Origin of the sequence: Pseudomonas sp. A-B-19, from assembly GCF_019947515.1 — a bacterium.
Classification (GTDB): domain Bacteria; phylum Pseudomonadota; class Gammaproteobacteria; order Pseudomonadales; family Pseudomonadaceae; genus Aquipseudomonas.
Genome location: NZ_JAGYGN010000033.1, coordinates 1 through 15,264 on the forward strand (window position 1 = coordinate 1; position 15,264 = coordinate 15,264).

The 15,264-nt window shown below is 61.2% G+C and carries 16 protein-coding genes; 7 read left to right on the plus strand and 9 right to left on the minus strand.

Annotation, left to right across the window (positions count from 1 at the left end; all coding sequences use genetic code 11):
* Positions 1 to 157: 157 nt before the first annotated feature.
* The gene (locus tag KGA81_RS26035) at positions 158 to 643 is read right to left on the minus strand and encodes a GNAT family N-acetyltransferase (RefSeq protein ID WP_223549832.1); all 486 of its coding nucleotides are present in this window, start codon (positions 641 to 643) and stop codon (positions 158 to 160) included.
* A gap of 141 nt (positions 644 to 784) precedes the next feature.
* Between KGA81_RS26035 and KGA81_RS26040 the strand changes: the two genes are divergently transcribed.
* From KGA81_RS26040 to KGA81_RS26050, 3 genes are all read left to right on the plus strand, one after another.
* Positions 785 to 1,210 carry a YybH family protein gene (locus tag KGA81_RS26040; protein ID WP_223549834.1) on the plus strand — a complete coding sequence of 142 codons (426 nt, stop codon included), beginning with the start codon at positions 785 to 787 and terminating at the stop codon, positions 1,208 to 1,210.
* A 72-nt stretch (positions 1,211 to 1,282) separates the two neighbouring features.
* On the plus strand, positions 1,283 to 1,627 hold the full coding sequence (locus KGA81_RS26045) for a YciI family protein (protein ID WP_223549836.1): 345 nt from the start codon (positions 1,283 to 1,285) through the stop codon (positions 1,625 to 1,627).
* Between the two features lies 1 nt (position 1,628).
* Positions 1,629 to 2,864 carry an RNA polymerase sigma factor gene (locus KGA81_RS26050; protein ID WP_223549838.1) on the plus strand — a complete coding sequence of 412 codons (1,236 nt, stop codon included), beginning with the start codon at positions 1,629 to 1,631 and terminating at the stop codon, positions 2,862 to 2,864.
* Between the two features lie 107 nt (positions 2,865 to 2,971).
* Here KGA81_RS26050 and KGA81_RS26055 read toward each other — a convergent pair whose 3' ends face one another.
* Positions 2,972 to 3,826 carry a LysR family transcriptional regulator gene (locus KGA81_RS26055; protein WP_223549840.1) on the minus strand — a complete coding sequence of 285 codons (855 nt, stop codon included), beginning with the start codon at positions 3,824 to 3,826 and terminating at the stop codon, positions 2,972 to 2,974.
* An 89-nt stretch (positions 3,827 to 3,915) separates the two neighbouring features.
* Between KGA81_RS26055 and KGA81_RS26060 the strand changes: the two genes are divergently transcribed.
* A complete protein-coding gene (locus KGA81_RS26060; protein ID WP_223549842.1) occupies positions 3,916 to 4,356 on the plus strand; it encodes a multidrug/biocide efflux PACE transporter in 441 nt (146 codons plus the stop codon).
* 119 nt (positions 4,357 to 4,475) lie between these two features.
* Here KGA81_RS26060 and KGA81_RS26065 read toward each other — a convergent pair whose 3' ends face one another.
* Positions 4,476 to 5,234 (minus strand): SDR family NAD(P)-dependent oxidoreductase, encoded by a 759-nt coding sequence (locus tag KGA81_RS26065; RefSeq protein WP_223549845.1) that lies wholly within the window; start codon positions 5,232 to 5,234, stop codon positions 4,476 to 4,478.
* A 123-nt stretch (positions 5,235 to 5,357) separates the two neighbouring features.
* On the opposite strand from KGA81_RS26065, the gene KGA81_RS26070 reads away from it, so the two are divergent.
* Complete coding sequence (locus KGA81_RS26070; RefSeq protein ID WP_223549847.1) at positions 5,358 to 6,254, plus strand: LysR family transcriptional regulator; 897 nt, start codon at positions 5,358 to 5,360, stop codon at positions 6,252 to 6,254.
* A gap of 146 nt (positions 6,255 to 6,400) precedes the next feature.
* Here KGA81_RS26070 and KGA81_RS26075 read toward each other — a convergent pair whose 3' ends face one another.
* The 4 genes from KGA81_RS26075 to KGA81_RS26090 form a co-directional block, all read right to left on the minus strand.
* Positions 6,401 to 7,123: a TylF/MycF/NovP-related O-methyltransferase gene (locus KGA81_RS26075; protein ID WP_223549849.1), complete on the minus strand. Its 723-nt coding sequence runs from the start codon at positions 7,121 to 7,123 to the stop codon at positions 6,401 to 6,403.
* Positions 7,120 to 7,986 (minus strand): hypothetical protein, encoded by an 867-nt coding sequence (locus tag KGA81_RS26080; RefSeq protein ID WP_223549851.1) that lies wholly within the window; start codon positions 7,984 to 7,986, stop codon positions 7,120 to 7,122. The genes KGA81_RS26075 and KGA81_RS26080 overlap by 4 nt, the downstream gene beginning before the upstream one ends.
* A gap of 186 nt (positions 7,987 to 8,172) precedes the next feature.
* Positions 8,173 to 9,786: an inorganic phosphate transporter gene (locus KGA81_RS26085; RefSeq protein ID WP_223549853.1), complete on the minus strand. Its 1,614-nt coding sequence runs from the start codon at positions 9,784 to 9,786 to the stop codon at positions 8,173 to 8,175.
* A 248-nt stretch (positions 9,787 to 10,034) separates the two neighbouring features.
* A complete protein-coding gene (locus tag KGA81_RS26090; protein ID WP_223549855.1) occupies positions 10,035 to 11,057 on the minus strand; it encodes a transporter in 1,023 nt (340 codons plus the stop codon).
* A gap of 271 nt (positions 11,058 to 11,328) precedes the next feature.
* Here KGA81_RS26090 and KGA81_RS26095 point away from each other — a divergent pair, with 271 nt between their 5' ends.
* Positions 11,329 to 12,954: a methyl-accepting chemotaxis protein gene (locus KGA81_RS26095; protein ID WP_223549857.1), complete on the plus strand. Its 1,626-nt coding sequence runs from the start codon at positions 11,329 to 11,331 to the stop codon at positions 12,952 to 12,954.
* 60 nt (positions 12,955 to 13,014) lie between these two features.
* On the opposite strand, the gene KGA81_RS26100 is transcribed toward KGA81_RS26095, so the two are convergent.
* Positions 13,015 to 13,320, minus strand: coding sequence for a PepSY domain-containing protein (locus tag KGA81_RS26100; protein ID WP_223549859.1), 306 nt, complete (start codon positions 13,318 to 13,320; stop codon positions 13,015 to 13,017).
* A gap of 246 nt (positions 13,321 to 13,566) precedes the next feature.
* Positions 13,567 to 14,697, minus strand: coding sequence for a glycerophosphodiester phosphodiesterase (locus tag KGA81_RS26105; RefSeq protein WP_223549861.1), 1,131 nt, complete (start codon positions 14,695 to 14,697; stop codon positions 13,567 to 13,569).
* Between the two features lie 210 nt (positions 14,698 to 14,907).
* On the opposite strand from KGA81_RS26105, the gene KGA81_RS26110 reads away from it, so the two are divergent.
* Complete coding sequence (locus tag KGA81_RS26110) at positions 14,908 to 15,234, plus strand: DUF2025 family protein (RefSeq protein WP_223549863.1); 327 nt, start codon at positions 14,908 to 14,910, stop codon at positions 15,232 to 15,234.
* Positions 15,235 to 15,264: the final 30 nt, after the last annotated feature.

Here is a 15,264-nt window from a genome sequence, read left to right on the forward strand (position 1 = left end):
GACTGTGGACGCCGCAGGACTTCGCCTCAGCCCCTTGCTGAGCTGTTCAACCGCCGGATGCGGAAAACCGCACGTCCGGTGGTGTGGGAGGGGTAACGGGCGCAAGCCCGTTGCCTCCACCCAATCAGTGTTTTTGTGTCGATTGTTGGTCCCGTGCCTAGAACACCAACCCCATCCGCCGCTCATAACCGATCCGCCCCTTGTACGCCTCGCCGCTGTCGACAAAACCAAACCTGGCGTACAGGGCGATGGCAGCTTCGTTGTCGGCATCCACCGACAGCTCCAGCCCCCGGATTTCCGGCCAGGCCAGGCGCGCCGCCTCGGGCAGCGCTTGCAGGCAGGCCTTGCCGTAGCCTTTGCCCTGGGCGCGTTGATCGACTTGCAGGGCATGCAGGGTGGCGCTGTGCTCATCGGCCCAGGCCGGCAATACCGGAGGGCGCTTGAGTAGCAGGAAGGCCACGGGGATATCTTCGGCCAGCAGGGCAAATCCTTTGACTCCCGGGCCGGGCCTGGACAACAAGGTGTGCAATGCACCGTGGATATCACCGCAAAACCTGATTTGCTGCGGATGCACTTCGATGGCCTCGACCTGTTGACGCTGCTGCGTATTCAGACTTTCGTAAGGCACGAGTCGGGCTGTCACGGGGGTATCCTTTTCCAACATCAATAGAGCCTCGGATTCTAGCGATTCCGGCCGTTTGGATTATTTTTATTTCACTTGTCGATTCGCTGGATCGTCAGGCGACTAAGGGTGTCTTCACAATAAAATCCACGGAGAATCACCATGAACTCACACACCCAGATCCATAACCTGATCGAGAACTATCGCCAGGCCGTCATGGCCAAGGACGTGGATAAGGTCATGACCCTGTACGCCGACGACATCGTCTCCTTCGACGCGGTCAAGGCCCTGCAATTCAAGGGTAAGGAGGCATACCGCGCACATTGGCAGGAATGCATGAAAATGTGCCCCGGCCCGCATATTTTCGAGTTCCACGAAGTCACCATCGAACCGTCCCAGGAGATCGCTTTCGCCCACTGGCTGGCCCATTGCGGTGGCACCAACGAGAAGGGCGAAACCCAGGCCTGCTGGATGCGTGTCTCGCAGTGCTATCGACAGGAAGCGGGGCTGTGGCAGATCGTCCATGAACACTGGTCGGCGCCTTTCGACATGCAGACCGGCGCGACGCTGTTCGACCTCAAGCCCTGAGATTTTCATCGGCAAGCCGCGCCAGATTGCCGATCTGCGGCCATAGTTGATCCGTTCGATAAGGAGAGCGTGATGAAGTACTTATGCCTGGTCTACAGCGACGAGCACCTGCTGCATTCGCTACCGGAAAGCCCGAAGGACGAAGAGTGCATGGCCTATGCCGAGTCGATCCAGGGCAGTGGCCGGATGGTCGCCGCCGAGGCCCTGCAATCGGTACAGACCGCCACCACGGTACGCATGCGCAACGGCAAGATGTCGATCACCGACGGCCCGTTCGCCGAAACCAAGGAGCAGTTGGCCGGCTTCTACCTGATCGACGCCAGGGACCTCAACGAAGCCATCCAGGTCGCCGGAAACATTCCGGCGGCCCGGGTGGGCAGTGTCGAAGTGCGCCCCGTTCGGCAGTTGAATCCTTAAAATGCCGGGGCTGCCGGTTCAGGCGCAGGTCGAACGGGTCTATCGCGAAGACTCGCGGCGCATTCTTGCGACCCTGATTCGCTTGCTGGGGGACTTCGACCTCGCCGAAGAGGCCTTGCACGAGGCGTTTTTCGTCGCGGTCGAACGCTGGCAGCGCGATGGCGTGCCCGCCAATCCGCGGGCCTGGCTGGTGTCCACCGGGCGTTTCAAGGCCATCGATGCCTTGCGTCGGCGCGCGCGTTTTGCCGCGTCGCAGCCCTTGCTGATCGCACAACTGGAGGCGCTGGAACAGGCCGACTGGAGTGATGAAGACGTGGAAGACGATCGCCTGCGGCTGATCTTCACCTGCTGCCACCCGGCCCTGGCGGCGGATGCGCAAGTGCCGCTGACGCTGCGGGAAGTCTGCGACCTGACCACGGAAGAAATCGCCCGGGCCTTTCTCTCGGCCCCGGCCACCATCGCCCAGCGCATCGTGCGTGCCAAGGCGAAGATCCGTGATGCGAAAATCCCTTATCAAGTGCCGACACGGGCTGAGTTGCCTGAGCGTCTGGACAGCGTATTGCGGGTGATTTATCTGGTGTTCAACGAGGGTTATTCAGCGTCCATCGGCGCTGAACTGATCCGCGAGGATTTGACCCGCGAAGCGATCCGTCTCGGTCGGTTGCTGGTGGAATTGCTGCCGGAGCCGGAGGTCATGGGCTTGCTGGCGTTGATGTTGCTGCACGAGTCGCGCCGCCCGGCCAGGACCTCGGCGAGCGGCGAGCTGATCGTGCTGGACGAGCAGGACCGTTCGCTGTGGGACGCCGGGTTGATCAGCGAAGGTTGCACGCTGGTCGAGCGGGCGCTGACCATGGGACGCTTCGGCCCCTATTGCCTGCAAGCGGCCATCGCGGCGGTGCACGCCGAAGCCCCGACGGCGGGGGAAACCGATTGGCCACAGATCGTCGGTCTGTATGACGTGCTGCTGCGGGCGGTGCCGTCGCCGGTGATCGAGTTGAATCGGGCGGCGGCGATTTCGCAGCGCGATGGACCGTTGGCGGGGTTGACGCTGGTGGACGCCATTCTGGAGCGGGGAGAGCTGCTCGATTACCACCTGGCGTATTCGGCGCGGGCACAGTTCTGTTGGCAACTGGGTCGCCAGCAAGAGGCGCGGGCGGCGTGGGAACGGGCGCTAGAGTTGACCCGGCAAGAGCCGGAGCGGCGGTTTATCGAAGAGCGGCTCAAGGCGTTGGAGTGATGTGATCTTGCGGGCCTCATCGCGAGCAAGCTCGCTCCCACAGAGATTGATGGCGTACTCGATATCTGTGGGAGCGTGGCTTGCCCGCGATAAGGGCCGAAGGACCTTCATTCCAGCATCTTGCCCAGCAACCAGTTCCCCGCCGGCCCCGGCGGATTGAGCCGCGACCACAACGCATCCACCGACACCGTTTTCGGCCAGCCGCGCACCACCAGTTCCTGCAAGGTGCCAGGCCCGAACCGCTCGACCAGCCAGCGGGGCAACGGTGCCCAGCCGAATCCGCCCTGGGCCATTTCCAGCAGCATCAGATAACTCGGCGCCGACCAGACGCGGCCCTTCGCCCGGCTTTCATAGGGATTGATGATGGTGGCCAGGCGCAGCTCGCGGTGTAGCTGCAGTACGTCCCGGTCGACGTGCGCCAGCGTCGCCAACGGGTGTGTCGGGGACACGAACAAGGCGATTTCCGTGCGCTCGTCCACCGTCGAGCTGACCAGGTCCGGCGGGTAGCTGTCCTGCATTTCGGCGAAGGCAATCTGCGCCCGGCCGCTTTGCACCAGGGACACCAGGTCATCGCATTCGGCGATCAGGCATTCGAGCTCAAGGTCCGGGTAACGCTGCTCGAAGGCACTGAGGGCGGCTTCGAAACGGTCCGACTGATAGGTATCGGACAGCGCCACCGTCAGCTTCGCTTCCACCCCTTGGGACAGTTGGCTGGCGGTCATTGCCAGGCGACTGGTGGCGGCCAGGATGTCTTCGGCCCGTTGCAGCATGACGTGCCCGGCCGGGGTCAGCCCGGGCTTGCGGCTGCTGCGGTCGAACAGTGTCAGGTTCAGGTCGATTTCCAGGCTGGCCACCGCGGCGCTGATGGTCGACTGACTGCGGCCCAGCTTGCGCGCCGCGGCGGAGAACGAGCCTTGGGTCGCCGCTTCGACAAACGCCAGCAACACTTCGTGAGAGGCCATGAACTATCGCCTTGATCGATGGTTATTGGTTATGAAGTATCGGTGTGATGACTGATCATGGCAACCACAGTCACTCAAGGAATTCGGCCATGATCGCCAACAAGTCCATTACTGAACGTATTTTTCAAGCCATCGGCTTCGAACTGCTGGCCATCCTGATCTGTACCCCGTTGCTGGCCTGGATCATGGACAAACCGATGTTGGACATGGGCGCTGTGACCACTGCCATGGCTGCCCTGGCCCTGGCCTGGAACGTGGTGTTCAACGGTATGTTTGATCGCCTGCTGAGGCGCTGGGCCATCGTGCACAACGCCTGGGTCCGCATGGTGCATGCGCTGTTGTTCGAAGGCGGCCTGGTCGCCCTCGGTGTGCCGCTGATCGCCTGGTGGCTGAATGTCAGCCTGTGGCAGGCGTTTGTGCTGGATATCGGTGTGCTGCTGTTCTTCCTGCCGTACACCTACGTTTACCACTGGGTGTATGACGTGCTGCGCGAGCGGTTAGTAGTGCGTGCGAGCATCACTCACTCATAACCGTAATGCATGGTCAGCAATGAGGCCTGTAGGAGCTGGCTTGCCAGCGAAGGCGGATGATCCAGCGACATCACTGTTGGATGTGCCGACCCCTTCGCTGGCAAGCCAGCTCCTACGGTTTACAAAAACATCCCTCCCGACGCCTCGATGCGCTGGCCATTGATCCACTGGCTGCCCGGCGCCAGCAGCAGCGCAATCGCGGCGCCGATGTCGTCCGGCAAACCGGCGCGTCCCAGGGCGGTGTTGTTCGCCACCAGCGTGTTCAACTCGGGGTTGTCGCGCACGGCGCCGCCACTGAAATCGGTTTCTATCGCACCCGGTGCCAGGATGTTCACCGCGATGTTGCGCGCGCCGAGTTCCTTGGCCTGGTAACGGGTCAGCACTTCCATCGCGCCTTTCATCGCCGCGTAGGCGCTGTGCCCCGGCAGGCTGAAGCGGGCCAGGCCACTGGAAATGTTGACGATGCGCCCGCCGTCATTGAGCAATGGCAACAGCGTCTGCGTCAGGAAAAACGGCCCCTTGAAATGAATGTTCACCAGCAGGTCGAACTGCTCGACGGTGGTGTCGACGAAGTTGGCGTGCAGGCCGATCCCGGCGTTGTTGACCAGAAAGTCGAAGCGCTCGCGCTCGAAGTGGCTTTGCAAGACCTTCGCCACCTCGCTGCCAAAGGCGCTGAAATGCTCGCTGCGGGCAACGTCCAGTTGCAGCATCACGGCGCGACCGCCGAGGCTTTCAATCTCGGCCACCAGGGCCTGCGCCTCATCGGCGCGGCTATTGTAGGTGCCAATGATGTCGATGCCTTGGGTGACCAGATGCAGGGCCGCGTTTTTGCCCAGGCCGCGACTGGCGCCGGTGATCAATGCGATTTTACGGTTCATGGGACTTCCTCAGGGGGCAGTGGACGGTTGATGTGAGGAAGTTTATTTATCCGTACATGGGTGATAAACAGGGTGAAACCGGAATCACTGGTCGGATAATCCGAACAATAAATGAGCGGGCTGATGAACAAATTGGAACTGTTGCGCACCTTTGTCCGAGTCAGCGAGATGTCGAGTTTCACCCTGGCCGGAGAAAGCCTGGGCCTGCCTCGATCAACGGTGTCCGAGCATGTACAGGCCCTGGAGGCATTGCTCGGTACCCGTCTGTTGCAACGCACCACGCGCAAGGTTCAGGCGACCCAGGATGGCCTGGTGTTGTACGAGCGCAGCAAGGACCTGCTGTCACACATGGACGAGATCGAGGGTTTGTTTCGCCAGGACGAGGCGTCGCTGATCGGGCGCATTCGCATCGACCTGCCGAACATTCTCGCCCGTCGGGTGGTGATGCCGCGCCTGCCGGCGTTCATGGCGCAGCACCCGCTGCTGGAGCTGGAAATCAGCAGTACCGACCGCCGGGTCGATCTGCTCGCCGAAGGCTTCGATTGCGTGCTGCGCATCGGCGCCCAGCCGGATCAATCGGTGGTGGCGCGACACCTGTGTGACTTCACCATGGTCAATTGCGCCAGCCCTGCGTATTTGCAGCGCCATGGCGTGCCCGGGCGGCTGGAGGATCTGGCGCAGCATCGGCTGGTGCACTACGTCGGCGTACTGGGCGGGCGTTCGGAAGGGTTCGTGTACGTCGACAAGGGCCAGGTGCAGCGACTGCCGATGGCCGGCAGTGTCACGGTCAACAGCACCGATGCCTACGAGGCCGCATGCCTGGGTGGTTTCGGCCTGATTCAGGCGCCGAGAATGGGCATGCAGCAATACCTGCAAAACGGTGAGTTGGTCGAGGTGTTGCCGCAGTTCAGCGCGCCGTCCATGGAGGTGTCGCTGTTGTATGCCCGGCAGCGGCATTTGCCGTTACGGGTCAGGGTGTTCATGGATTGGCTGGGGGAGGTGATTCGGTCGCAGGTCTGAATCTGTCCCTGTTGGTGACTGGCTCTTGTAGGAGCGAGCTTGCTCGCGATGGCGGCGTGACAGTCAACATCAATGCTGAATGTCAGACCGCTTTCGCGAGCAAGCTCGCTCCCACAGGTTTTTGCATCAGTTTCCAGGTCTTCGGATCAGACGTGGAAGTAACCCACGCACGAGTCGAATGGCAGGCGCTTGAGTTCGATCTTGTTCAGGTCGAGCACTTCACGCAGGGCCTTGGTTTCGCCCGGGAAGTTGCGGTAGGCGACTTCGTCGAGCACCACGATCGCGCCTTTGGGCATGTACGGCAGGAAGGTTTGCAGCGCGACTTTGGTCGACTCATACAGGTCGGTGTCGAGGATCAGCATGGCCACGACCAGGTCCGGGCGGGTCTTGACCCACTCCGGTACGGTCTGGACGATATCGCCCTTGACCAGCTCGCAGCGCGGAATGCGGTTGACCGGGCGCAACAGGTCGTTGGCGTCGATCATGTCCTGGATCAGCGACTGGTCGGTGTCGGCGAACATGGTCTCGTTGACGTCGGCCGGGTCTTCTTTCTTGTCGATGCTCTGGAAACCTTCGAAGGTGTCGAAGCCCACGATCGAACGGTTGATCGCATACGGCTCGAGAATCATCGACAAGTGCATGTAGAGCATCAACGAGTTGCCCTTGTACACGCCGCACTCAATGATCGCGCCCGGTACTTCGGCGACTTTCTTGAACAGTTCCATGCGCGACAATGCAGCCGTCACGCCGATACGGTTGGCGAAGACGAACGGCGCGTCGGCCACGTACTCGGCATCGACCCGCTTCAGGACGCTGGTGCGGGTTTCGTTGTACTGGGCTTCGGCGGGAGTGATGCGACGTTTGGTCATTGCGGGATTCCTCGGAAATTCGAAAAGTCGTGGACGTGGAAGTAGTCTTTGAAGCCGGCGCCGACATCCGGGCAGGCGCTGTCGACGTTAATCGCGCCGCGCTGTTGCTTGAGGTCGTCGAGGTGCATCAGGCGAAAGTCCACGCTGAAGCGGGTGTGTTGCGTGTAGTTGGGCACGGTGCCGTGCAGGTGCGAACCGGAGAACACCAGCATCTCGGCGGTGTTGCCGGCGATGCGCAGTTCAGAGGCGCTGTTGATCGCTTCGGTGGGCACCGGGTGTTGGCGCGCCTCTTCCTTGACGTTGTCCTTGGCGCGCTGACGTTGCACGTCGATCCAGTCGGACAGGCTCCACTGCGCCGAGGTGTTTTTCACCGGGACGTCGAAGTAGGCCGGGTTGATCATCATGGTCTGCTCAGGCTGGATCGTGTAGACCGGCATCCAGGTATTGATCTGGCAGTCGACTCCGCCGTACCAGGTATCGCGATGGGGCTTGTAGGCGTAGCTGACGCCGGCGTGCAGGTAGTCGTAGTTGGGCACGACGCGGATGCGCGGCACGTCGAAAATGAATTCCTCGGGAGCGGCACCGATTTCGTCGGTGAAGCTGCGGATCAGCTCCTTGGCCCGCAGGCTGTTGGTGAACTGGCCCTTGAGGCGAGTCACCAGCACCACGAATTCCTCCACCGGCATCAGCGTGTGCAGCGCCTGGTGATTGGTCTCGCCATCGAAGGCGGCCGTGATGCTTTGCTGGGCAAAGGCGCAGAGTTCCTTTGCCGCTTTCAGTTCGGTGTTGAGGAAGATGTCGCCAGCGTAGATCGCACTTCTGAAATCAGCGTGTTTGTGCAACTGATTGATGAATAAGTTCACGGTTCTCACCCAGGAATACTTCGGCTCTCATAAGAGTCGGCAACGGGCTGACAAACTGAAGCGCCATCCTCGAACGAAACGATCAATACCTTGATTTGGCGATGAAATGCACGGCTTTGCGCCAGGTTGAACGCAAACATCCCGCAGCGATCACTCGCGGCGGGATGTGGGTAGAGGCGGGGAGGATCAGAACAGTTGGGTGAACAGCCAGTACAAACTGCCCGACAGCAGGATCGCCGCCGGCAACGTCAGCACCCAGGCCATCAGCAGGTTGCGGATGGTTTTCATCTGCAAGCCCCCACCGTTGGCAACCATGGTCCCGGCCACGCCCGATGACAGTACGTGAGTGGTCGACACCGGCAGGCCGAACATGTCGGCGGCACCGATGGTCAGCATCGCCACGGTTTCTGCCGAGGCGCCCTGGGCGTAGGTCAGGTGGGTCTTGCCGATTTTCTCGCCGACGGTCACCACGATGCGCTTCCAGCCGACCATGGTGCCCAGACCCAGGGCGATGGCCACGGCGATTTTCACCCACAAAGGAATGAACCGCGTGGAGTTGTCGATCTGTTGCTTGAACAGTTGCAGCTTGCCGCTGGTGTCGGCGTCGAAATTGCCGACTTTGTTCTTGTCCATCAGGCGAATGGTTTCGCTGCTCAAATACATGTCGTTACGCACGTTGCCCACGGCCTCGGCCGGGACTTTCGACAGCGAGCCATAACCCTTGACCTGGGCACCGATGCTGCCGGTCAGCGCCGCCAGTGCCGGCACCAGTTGCGGGGTCGCTTCCTTGCTGCGCACGTATTCGGACAGCACCGCGCGTGGGTCGGCGGGGGCCGGTTGCGGTGCCGCCTTGACCAGTGCTTGCTGGGTGACTTCGGCGACGGCCGCGAACTGCAACGCTTGATCGGCCGGCATGGTGCGGTTCAACGCGTACGCCATTGGCAGCGTGCCCACCAGAATCAGCATGATCAGGCCCATGCCTTTCTGGCCGTCGTTGGAACCGTGGGCAAACGACACACCGGTGCAGGTCAGGATCAACAGGCCGCGAATCCACCATGGCGGCGGGGTCGCGCCCTTTGGCTCCTTGTACAGCGCACGATTCTTGACGAACGCGCGCAACGCCAGCAACAGCAGCGCGGCGCAGCCGAAGCCGACCAGCGGCGAGAGCAGCAACGCGTAACCGATCTTGGTGGCCTGGGCCCAGTCCACTCCGCTGGTGCCGTCGTGGCCGTGCATCAGGGCGTTGGCCACGCCGACCCCGATGATCGAACCGATCAGGGTGTGCGATGACGACGCCGGCAGCCCCAGCCACCAGGTGCCGAGGTTCCACAGGATGGCGGCGATCAGCAGGGCGAAGATCATCGCGAAGCCGGCCGACGAGCCGACTTGCAGGATCAGCTCCACCGGCAGCAGGGCGATGATGCCGAACGCCACCGCGCCGCTGGACAGCAGCACCCCGAGGAAATTGAAAAATCCGGACCAGACCACCGCCACGTTCGGCGGCAGCGAGTGGGTGTAAATCACCGTGGCCACCGCGTTGGCGGTGTCGTGGAAACCGTTGACGAACTCAAAGCCCAGGGCGATCAACAACGCCACGCCGAGCAGCAGGAACGGCGTCCAGGTGGTCACCACCGTGCCGAGTTCGTTCATGTCGTGCATCAGGCTATAGGCGGTAAACAACAAGCCGGTGGCCAGCACGGCAAAAAACACCACGATGGTGATCAGGCCGGGTTTCTTGTCGAATTGCGGTATAGCGCTACTGGCGGGCGCCGGGGCGGCGGTGAAGGAGGGCGTAGCCATCACGGACAGTCCTGAGGAGGGAGGTGTATCAGTGATAATCGTTGCTAATTGTTACAGGGAGACTGCTCTGGGTCAGGGTTTGGGGTTATTGCAGGCCGCGGATCTGAAGTCGAACGCTTAAAACTGTGGGAGCGAGCTTGCTCGCGATAGCGGTGTGTCAGCCGACAATAATGTTGGATTTGCCGACGTCATCGCGAGCAAGCTCGCTCCCACAGGGATCACAGGGATCACAGGGATCACAGGGATACTCAATAATCCCGCTGCTTGCGAAACGCCCAGCGCCCGGCAAACACGGTAAAGGTCGCAACCAGCGCCACCAGGATCCAGAAACCTTCCGGATCACCGGCCAGTGGAATGCCGCCGACGTTCATGCCGAAGAAGCCGGCGATGATGTTGATCGGCAGCGCCAGCACCGTTACCACCGTCAGGGTGAACAGCGTGCGGTTGGTCTGTTCGTTGATGTTGGCGGCGATCTCTTCCTGCAACAGCTTGATCCGCTCACCCAGCGCCGTGAGGTCGTTGATGATCAGCGCAAACTCCTCGGTGGATTTGCGCAGCTCCTTCACGTCTTCCTTTTGCAGCCATTGCGGTGGCCGGTTGAGCAAGCGCAGCAAAGAGCCCGGCTCCAGCGCCAGCAGCCGTTGCAAACGCACCAGCACCCGGCGGTTGGCGCCCAGTTCAGCGCGGTTGGTCGACAGCCGTGAGGACAGCAACTCATCTTCGATCTGATCCACGCTCTGGCTGGTCTTGCGCACGATCTGGGTCAGCACTTCACCCTGGTCGCGCAGCAAATGCACCAGCAACTCCAGCGGGGAGCGAAAGCATTCCCGGGCCTTCACCGACGAGCGCAGTTTGTCCACCGAGTGCAGCGGTTGCAGGCGGGCGCTGACGATCAGCCGGCTGCGGGCGCACACCCACAGCGTCGAGACGTCCGAGGAGACCATGTTGCTGAGGTTGAACACCACGTCGTTGACCACCGCCAGCAACGCCGAATCGACATGTTCGATGCGCGTCGAGCGCGAGCCTTCGTGCAGTGCTTCGAAAAATTCCTCGGGCAACTCCAGATGGCTTTTCATCCAGCGCTCGCACGCGGCATGGGCGAGGTTCAGGTGCAGCCAGAGAAATTGCTCGTCGCTCTGCGGTTGTTGCAGGTACTGCAAGGCCTCGGCGGAATTGATTTCCCGACCGGGTTCACCTGGGCGAAAGCTGAAACCGTAGAGCAGGCCGAACAGATCCGTGTCGCGATGACTGTGATCGATGCTGTGGTTCATGAGGGCTCGCAAGGGGAGGCGCCTGTCACATGTTTTACAGGTTCACTTGAGCGGCATCATCGCAAGCGGGGATGACGTTTTTGTGACGAGAAAATAACGCAAACGATTGCACTACCGGCGGTCGGGATTTTCTCAAGAACCGCTCTGGCTAGCCGATCACGCTTGGGTTAGTAGCGCGCCGCAGGCCTGGGCCGAAACCGCAGACAGGGATGTCCGGACACCTTTCACGCCTTACCGGGGCGTGCTTCATTCCTGTCATGAGTACCATCCGATGCTTTTGCAAAAGTCCCTGAGAGCACAAATTCTCGCCCTGCTGAGCGGCAGCTTGCTGGCGATGCTGTTGATCGCCCTGGCGTGCTTTAACTTCCTTTCCAATGGCGTGCAGAGCTACGCCAATCTGATCGAAGGCCCGCTGCATACCTCGCAATTGATCGATGAAGCCAACCTGCAATTCAAGGTGCAGGTGCAGGAGTGGAAAAACGTCCTGTTGCGCGGCAAGCAACCGGCGGACCTGAGCAAGTACTGGGGGCAATTCGAAGACCGTCAGCGCGATGTGCAAAAAATCCTCGGCGAGCTGGCCGGGCAGAAGGGCATCGAGCCGTCACTCAAGAGCCGCATCGAGCGCTTGCGTGAAGAACATCGCCAGTTGGGCGCGGCCTATCAGAAGGGCCGGGATGCGTACGTGGCCGCCGGTGGTGACCCGACGGCCGGCGACGCGGCGGTCAAGGGCGTGGACCGCGCGGCCAGCGATCAGATGAGTGAACTGGTCAGCGAATTGCGCAAGCAGGGCGCCGAACAATCGACGCTGATCAGCGCCGCCGCCGATCGCACGGTGCTGCTGGGGATCATGGTGATGCTGGTTTCGGGTTTGCTGATCGGCCTGTTGAGCCTGTGGCTGGTCAACCGCAACCTGGTCGAACCGATCCGCAAACTGATCGAATACGTGGCGCAACTCAGCCAGGGCCGTTTTGCCGAGCGCGTGGCCAGCAGCCGCCAGGACGAGTTGGGCAAACTGGCGATGGCCGCCAACACCCTGCGCGATTTCCTCGCCGAAACCTTCAGCCGCTTGCAGCGCAGCGCGTCGGACCTGGACAGCGCCAGCGGTGAGTTGAACTCGATCGCCACCGTGATGGCCGGCGGTACCAACGAGCAGTTCAATCGCACCGATCAGGTGGCCACGGCAATGAACGAAATGTCCGCTACGGCACAGGAAGTGGCCCGTCATGCCGCCGAAGCGGCGCGGGCCGCCGACGATGCCGACCAGTCTGCCCAGCAGGGCGAAAAAGTCATGCAGGGCACCATCGACACCATCACCCGGATGCGCGGCGAAATCGCCAACACCGCCACGGTCATCCGCCAGCTGGAAACCGACAGCGGGCGCATCGGCAAAGTCCTGGAAGTGATCCGCGGCATCGCCGAACAGACCAACCTGCTGGCACTCAACGCGGCCATCGAAGCGGCCCGCGCCGGTGAGGCCGGACGCGGTTTCGCAGTGGTGGCCGATGAAGTGCGCAGCCTGGCCCAGCGCACGGCGGCGTCGATCATCGAGATCAACCAGATCATCCAGACCGTGCAGAGCGGTGCAATCGAAGCGGCCCAGGCGATTGAAAGCGGTCAGTCGCGCAGCGAACAAAGCGTGCAGCAAGTGACTGAGGCCGGCGCCATGCTCGAACGCATCACCCTGGCCGTGGAAGCCATCCGCGACATGAACCGTCAGATCGCTACTGCCGCCGAAGAGCAGACCTCGGTGGCCGAAGATATCTCGCGCAACCTCACCGAAATCACCAGCATCGCCAGTACCAACCTGGACAACGTGCAGCGCACTGAAGCAGCCAGCAACAACCTGCATGGTTTGTCGGGGCAGTTGAACGAGGTGACGGCGCGCCTGAGCGCTTGAGTCCAGAATGCACAAAAGCCGCACGATTTCTCAACCGTGCGGCTTTTGTGCGTTTCGGGATCAGGTGTCCTGTTTGTTTTTCAGGACCTTGCCGTTGGAGGCATCGATGTCCACATCCCACTCGACGTTCTTGGCGTCACGCAGTTCGACTTCGTACTCGTAACCGTTGAAGTAGTTGTCCAGTTCGGTTTTGGTAATCGTTGCACCCGGGTGCAGATCCAGCGCGATCCTGTTCAGATCTTCCAGCGACTTGATCTTGCCGTCCTTGACCAGTTGCGGGACCTCATCGACCCGTACATCGGCCTGGGCCAGGCCCACAGTGAGGGTCAGGGTTGCAGCGGTAAACAGGGCAGTCAGGGGCTTCATGGGCTTCTTTCCTTGGGTGATCCGTTCAAGTGAGACCAGGTTAGCCTGTGTAACTTAATCCACCCTTAAATCCCTCGACATGTGCTGCATCAATCCCTGCTGGACCGTGCCCGGACATACAAACACAAATACCTGTAGGAGCGGGCTTGCCCGCGAAGGGGCCATCAGCTTCAACATCAATGTTGTTGACTGACACTCCGCTTTCGCGGGCAAGCCCGCTCCTACAGGGTTTTGCGCGACTCTGGATCAGTAGCCGTTGTTCTGTAGCACCTGCGCCACACTCGCAGCCGGGCGTTTATAAAACTTCAACAACTCGCTGGCGCGATTGGTGAAGATGCCGTCGACACCGGCGTCCATGACTTTCTGGTAGTCCACCGCTTCGTCGATGGTGTACACGTGCACCAGCAGGCCCTGATCGTGGGTGTACTGGTTCATCCACGGTTGCACCAGGTCCGCATAACTCTGGTCGCCACCATGGGTCAGTGCGGCGGACGGGCCGGTGCCGATGGCGCCCTGGGCCTTGGCGTAGTCGACCCAGCGCTGGAATTCGGCTTTGTCCTTCGGCTCTTGTGCGGCGTAGTACGCGGCCTTGTCCTTGGCGCCGGACTCGGCAAATGTCACCTTGGACTTGGGCTCGATACTGCCTTCACCGACCCACAACAGCAGGATCTTGGGCACCTTCGGCATTTCCTTTTGCAGCAGTTCGAGGCTGCTCTTTTCGAAGGTCTGCAGGACCACCTTGCCTTTGCCCTGGCCGACGGCCAATTCGCTTTTTGCCAGTTTCGAACCGGTCGGGCTCAGCCAGCCACGGTCCTGAAGTTTTTCCTTGAGGTCGTGTTCGATGCCGGGAAACTGCTTGGGCTCCTTGGTCTCGATGTACAGGCCGGGCTTGTGCAGGGAGTTGCCCTCGGCGATGTCGATGATTTCATCGAGGGTCAGAATCTCCAGGCCCGCGAAGGCGGGACGTGCGCGATCCGGGTACGCAGCATTGAACCAACTGCCCGCATCCAGGGTTTTCAGTTCGGCCATGGTGAACGCATTGGCTGGGCTGTCCTTGCGCTCGGGGAATTTGCTGGCAACGTCGGTGGTGCGTTGCAGATTGTTGTCGTGCAGGGCAAACAGCACGCCATCCTTGCTGCGCTGCAGATCCAGTTCCAGGTAGTCGGCGCCCAGGTCGCGGGCCGTCTTGTAGGCAGCGGCGGTGGATTCCGGCGCATCGAACGACGCACCACGGTGGGCGATCACCGCTGGATGCGGAATGCCCAAGCGGGTCGCCAATGCCTTGGGACCGGGTTCGCTGGCGGCCTGTGCATGGCCGAGGCCGAGGCTGAACAGCAGGCTCAGTAACAGGGCGCTTTTGGTAAAGGTGGCGGGCATGGTCGAGATCCTTTCGCAATGAGGGTGCGTCCTTTTTAACAACTGATCATTGCAGGCGCTATCGCGAGACCGACAAAAACCTGCCCAAAGCTGATGTTCGTCAGCGCTTTTGTGCGCCCGGTTGCAGTACGCTGGGGCCCTGCAATTTCCCCGGCAGAGGGAAACGCAGGCCCTGCGTGCAAACCAACGATCACCATTGCGGGGTTTACCATGCGCATCACTTCCCAGCTCATCTGCCAGGCTGCCGACCAACTCAAAGGTTTCGTCGGCCTCAACCGCAAGACCGGCCACTACATCGTGCGTTTCAGCGAAGACTCGTTCGGCATGGACGTGGCGGATGACGGCATTATCCCTACCAGCGAATTTGTCTGGGCCACTGGTCCCGGGCAAACCATGACGCTCAAGCGCAAATTGATTCAGTTGCTGCTGGACCAGAACATCGATGACCGGATCAACATCACCGAGCCGTTGCGGGTGTACATGAACCGGCGGGACGTGCCGGAGATTTCGGCGGTTCGCAGTCTGGTCAAGGGCTGAGTTCTGGCGGTGACTGGTCTGGCCCCATCG

Bases quoted from the DNA above. Each gene is read 5' to 3' on its own strand.
- KGA81_RS26090 (WP_223549855.1), bottom strand. From the start codon at position 11,057: ATGAACCACAGCATCGATCACAGTCATCGCGACACGGATCTGTTCGGC.
- KGA81_RS26100 (WP_223549859.1), bottom strand. From the start codon at position 13,320: ATGAAGCCCCTGACTGCCCTGTTTACCGCTGCAACCCTGACCCTCACT.
- KGA81_RS26085 (WP_223549853.1), bottom strand. From the start codon at position 9,786: ATGGCTACGCCCTCCTTCACCGCCGCCCCGGCGCCCGCCAGTAGCGCT.
- KGA81_RS26050 (WP_223549838.1), top strand. From the start codon at position 1,629: ATGCCGGGGCTGCCGGTTCAGGCGCAGGTCGAACGGGTCTATCGCGAA.
- KGA81_RS26065 (WP_223549845.1), bottom strand. From the start codon at position 5,234: ATGAACCGTAAAATCGCATTGATCACCGGCGCCAGTCGCGGCCTGGGC.
- KGA81_RS26095 (WP_223549857.1), top strand. From the start codon at position 11,329: ATGCTTTTGCAAAAGTCCCTGAGAGCACAAATTCTCGCCCTGCTGAGC.
- KGA81_RS26070 (WP_223549847.1), top strand. From the start codon at position 5,358: ATGAACAAATTGGAACTGTTGCGCACCTTTGTCCGAGTCAGCGAGATG.
- KGA81_RS26060 (WP_223549842.1), top strand. From the start codon at position 3,916: ATGATCGCCAACAAGTCCATTACTGAACGTATTTTTCAAGCCATCGGC.
- KGA81_RS26105 (WP_223549861.1), bottom strand. From the start codon at position 14,697: ATGCCCGCCACCTTTACCAAAAGCGCCCTGTTACTGAGCCTGCTGTTC.
- KGA81_RS26055 (WP_223549840.1), bottom strand. From the start codon at position 3,826: ATGGCCTCTCACGAAGTGTTGCTGGCGTTTGTCGAAGCGGCGACCCAA.
- KGA81_RS26075 (WP_223549849.1), bottom strand. From the start codon at position 7,123: ATGACCAAACGTCGCATCACTCCCGCCGAAGCCCAGTACAACGAAACC.
- KGA81_RS26040 (WP_223549834.1), top strand. From the start codon at position 785: ATGAACTCACACACCCAGATCCATAACCTGATCGAGAACTATCGCCAG.
- KGA81_RS26045 (WP_223549836.1), top strand. From the start codon at position 1,283: ATGAAGTACTTATGCCTGGTCTACAGCGACGAGCACCTGCTGCATTCG.
- KGA81_RS26110 (WP_223549863.1), top strand. From the start codon at position 14,908: ATGCGCATCACTTCCCAGCTCATCTGCCAGGCTGCCGACCAACTCAAA.